At 39.3% G+C, this 4,898-nt stretch carries 2 protein-coding genes; both read right to left on the minus strand.

The features are described from left to right. Positions 1-160 precede the first annotated feature (160 nt). Complete coding sequence (locus AAC037_RS19695; protein WP_339905016.1) at positions 161-991, minus strand: toxin-antitoxin system YwqK family antitoxin; 831 nt, start codon at positions 989-991, stop codon at positions 161-163. A gap of 6 nt (positions 992-997) precedes the next feature. Further along, the coding region (locus tag AAC037_RS19700) for a DUF6443 domain-containing protein (protein WP_339905018.1) at positions 998-4,898 on the minus strand (3,901 nt) is incomplete at its 5' end.

The following is a 4,898-nucleotide window of genomic DNA, read 5'->3' on the forward strand; positions in this document are numbered from 1 at the left end:
TAAATTCCAAGCTTAGACAGAGTTAAGATTACAGTCTCACATATTTTGAACAACATGTCTTTGATTCATATCAACGACTTCACGACACACCTACATGTAAGTGCATGATTCCATATAAATAGAACGATTATTAATTCTATTTATAATATAAATCTTCCTTTCACTCTTCAATCCTTTCATACTCAAACTCTATTTTACTCCTTACAACACCTTCTTCAGGATTGTCTTCCAATGAATCTATTTCAAAAAGTTGAAAATAAAATTTATCCCTTCCCCTATATTTTTCTGGGACTGGAAGTGTAAATATGCCATCATTAGAAATACTTTCTCCAATAGTTTTAATTTCTCCATTATGATCTTGTATCCCAATAGTAACTCCAACTACATCAAAGTACTGGTTAAGGCTTTTGACATTAAAATTATAATTGGATTCCATTATTTCATATTGGATTAAATGATCTATTACTTCTCCCTCGAGGCTATAAGAAAGGAAATCAATTAAAACATCTTCCTCATAATATGCTTTCATTTTTAAGTTCCCTTGCTCATAATAGGAATAAAAATCACCATTCAACTTTCCATTGTAATAGGTCATTTTAGATTTTATCTTTCCGCACGGATAATAATTAATATTGGCACCATGCAGTTCATTGTTCTTAAAACTGGATGATTGAAAAACTCTTCCATTTTCATCATAGTATTTAACATTTCCATTTTTTACTCCTTTATTAAATATTACTTCCCAGTGTAAACTTCCATTTTCATGCAAAAAAATTGATTTTCCATGCAGTATATCATCCTTAAATTTTACTAGATATTCTAAATTCCCACTTGGATAGTAACCCTTACAAAAACCATTTTTACGCCCATTAATGAACTCACACTCTTCTTTAACTTCGCCATTTTCATAGCTCCTCACTGTGTCAAAATTATTACATCCTTGTAAAACAAGGGCCAATACCAAAAAAAGAAAAAGCTTTCCTCTACTCATATTTCTTTAATCTTTCTTTTTAATTTCCCAACCGATTGTATCTCCAGCGTTAACACCCCAATTTTTGCGATAATTTATTTTAAGCCCCATTATCAAATCTTTATCCGTCACCACGACAGGAACGCTATCATATTTAACTTTTTCCGAATTTTTCATTTTACCTTGTAAAGGAACTTCAATGGTCTCTTTATTATTCTCAAAAAGTCCGTCTAGATTTTCAGATATCCCACTTACCAAAGCACCTAACGCATTAGCAATCCTCTCCATAAATCCACCGGAAGGTGAATCTTTTCCAACATCACTCAAACCATCCATGTTTACAAACCCAGCTATTTTATCACTATTTGTCCCAGAATCTACAGGACCACTACTAAATTCTGTTTCAGTAATTATTCCTGAGGTTTGACTATTTACATTCTTAGTTCTTTCAGCTCCTAATAAACTTTGCAAATTCGATTTAATGAAATCAAAGTTTTTATGCATCTCCGAAACGAAAATAAATTCTGAAGAAGGTGGACAACAATTACCCGGCATCATCCCATCAGGATCAATAAACCTTATCGGATTATCAAAAGCATAATTGTAAGGTGAATGCCTCCTCATCTTATCTGCTAATGGGTCAACAACCCCCCATCTCCCAATAACAGGATCATACATCCTAGCACCGTAGTCATAATACTCCAGTCCGTTGTCCTCGATCAGCTCCTTCCCATTGTACAAATACTTATTCTCCTTAACACCACCATATTCAAACCCCAGCCCAGCCAACTCCAAACCCCAAGGGTCATAATGGGTTTCTTGAATGACTATGGAAGGGGTTCTTGAGATGCTAAAATCATCGAACCAGACGTCGTCGGCTGTTTCATTTATCAAGACGGTTTCCATGTATCCATCTTGTGAAATATACAATTTTTCTTCTAAAACCTCATGTTGATTGGCGGCTTTTCTGCTGAGGGGCTGCTTGCCTACTTCGTAGCGGTTGCCATCACTGTCATAAAGGGCATAAAGCAAGTAAGCTTCCGGGGTTTCTTTCTGCTGTAGGTCTGTCGCCACTATACCAATCATATTTAATATCGTTATCGGGTTGGCAGCTCCTGATTGCTGGGTACTTTTGGACAATTCATTGAGGTCATTGAGGATTTTGCCCTTGGCTCCACTGCTTACAAACCCTGCCGGGTTTGTTTTTTGAAATAGCTGTTCCTCGTACTTGCCATATACACTTAGGTTAAGGCGATCTCCTGTAAATACCTCTTGCCTACTTGATGGGCCTAAAATCCTTCCTCTTGCTGCATTTAGCCAAGCCACTTTATCCCCACCCGTGGTTACATTCTGTTCCGGATCAGTTTGCCTGGAAGCATTTAGCCCAGAGAAATCTTCCTGCTCTTTCAGTACATGTTGGCTTTCCATTGTCGCAAACTTTGTCTCGGTTTTAGGCTGCCTAAGCACCTGGCGCACGTTGCCTAGATGATCCTTAACAAAATACTCATATTGATTTACTCCGGATTCATAAGTTACCCTGCCTTCTTCATGGATCATATAATCCAAGTATCCGTTTAGAAACACCAACTCTCCAATATAGTCTCTTGTTTTAGCCGGCTTGTCTTGGTTCTCCTGAACCGTCTGGCTTAGCTTTTTCCCTTCTGCATCATAGGCAAAGTTAATTTTACCTCCAGTAGAAAAAGTGATCTCTTCGGGCAAATTCAGGTGGTTGTAACTAATTTTAGTAATCCTCTTGTCGGGATTGGTGGTTTGGTTACCATTGGCATCATAGCTGTAATCTTCTTGAGACCCGGTATTAGGTTTAAAATCTTTTGCCGTATAGGTATTGGAGACCAGCCCGTCTCGGACGCGTAACAATTTATTCGAATAGCGACCTCCTAAGTCCTCATTGCTATCGTACGTGTAGGTCAAATCATCCACTTTTCCATAGGTATTATTTGACTTTTCGTTAAACCTGGCCATAGTCAATATATTGCCATTGGCATCATAGCTGATTCCTTGAACGGAATAATGGTTATTTTCCCCTGCTGCATTAAATTTTGCAGCTAACAGTCGATTGGCATTGTCATATTGGTAAGCAAAACTCCTAGCTTTACCATCCTGCCCCACCCATTCTATGCCGGCAATATTGCCATTATAATAACTCTTCTCACTACCGGTATGGTAATAGAGTTTTTGTTTGAATATCCCCATTTCATTGCTACCTTGGCTATTTAGCCAGCCTCTAATATTATAGTCATAGGTTTGACTGATAGCTGATTGGCCCGGAAATGATTTGGAAACAAGTTGCCCGAGGTCATTATAAGCATAAGCAGCCAGGGAAACAGCAGGATCGGATCCAATTTTATGTGTTATGGAGGCAATTTGACCGGTGACATTGTAGGTAAATGTTCGGAGGATATCGGGGATTTCAGCCCTACTGCTTGAAACCAAAGTATGAGTAGGTTGACCCTCAAAATTATAAGCAGTCGAATTCAACACTGTTCCCCCAAGCTGGTCTTCAGCGATTGTTTGAATCACTCGCCCTTCCTCATCGTAATATATAGCGGTGGTATAAAATTCCCCGGTTTCCAAGTTTTTCACCTTTTTACCTGTCTGTAAACCGTGAATTCTTGTAGTAGGCTGAGGGGTAAAAGGTAAACCATGGTCAACATAGGAAAATTCACTTAAGAATTCATAGGAATCGTAATAGTTGACAGTCAAGATATCGCCTTCATCTTCCGGCCAAGCCCCAACCTTGCCTGAACTTCCCGTTCCAATCTGAGCAGTGAAATTTTGATTTCCTGTGGCTTTCATAGCAAATCCGGGTTTTAGGCTGATGGATTTTTCAGCCACATATTCTTGATACACATCGTATTTACCGGAAGTTATCCTAGATCCTGTTTTTACCTTAGCTGTATTGGCCTTTACTGAGGCTTCATTTGAAGGCATCTCATTGAGATTGTTTTGAATTGTAGCCCTGTCATCATTTGAGCTGGTCATTCCGGTCATCACTACCCTTCCTAGTCCATCATATTTTGTAAAGAGCCACTGTTTTGGGCTTTCATTCGCCATATTGGCATCCTGAATACCTACCAACCGGTCTTGATTGTCATATACCATGGATTCCAAACCTTTTCCGGGTATGTATTTTTCTACCATTCGCCCCCTTTTATCGTAGGTATAACGAAAATATTGCTCCTTAGCCAGGCTTGTATTGGTACTGATATCATTACTCCAGTTTGCATCGGCAAGAATTTGGGTGGCCCTGGGAGGAATGACCACGCTTAACCTTGAGAAAACATCGTAAACATAGTAGGTACAAAGCCAACCCGAATGGCCTTCATCTGTTGGTGCCGCAGTATCCTGCACTTTTTTTAACACTACTCTATCTAGTTTATCCGTGTAGGTGAGGGTACTTTTGTCGTCTTCATCCACAGTGATCTCTACCCACAGATCATTGGCACGAAAAGTTAAACTGCTTTCGGGAAGTCCAGTCTGATTTACGGTAAATACACGAACAGCTTCTTCCGTAGTATTGGGCCTTCTATAAAATTTCAGCTCTTTACCGGACCCCATTTTCCAAGCATTTCCTTGCGCTGCTTGTTTGCTGACTCTATTTAAAGGTGAAGCTTCAAAATCTTTTTCTACATAGGCTGAGGGATTTGCTCCATATAGGGACGAATAATAAGCATTTTGTTCATTAATAGCGGCAGGGCGAAAATCTCCGGGTTTTTGTCCGTTGGTAATAGAGAAAGGGAGCCATTCCTTGGGCTGCATACCAAATTCATCATAAACGACAGGTACAATCAAATCCTTGCCCGAAACAGTGCTTTCTTTTCCCACTGTCTGCATTGTCCGACCAAGTCCATCATGATAAACGAATTGCTTTTGAGATTGGCTTGAATTAACCGACACAATAGTCATT

Source organism: uncultured Cyclobacterium sp. (assembly GCF_963976465.1).
Classification (GTDB): Bacteria; Bacteroidota; Bacteroidia; order Cytophagales; family Cyclobacteriaceae; genus Cyclobacterium.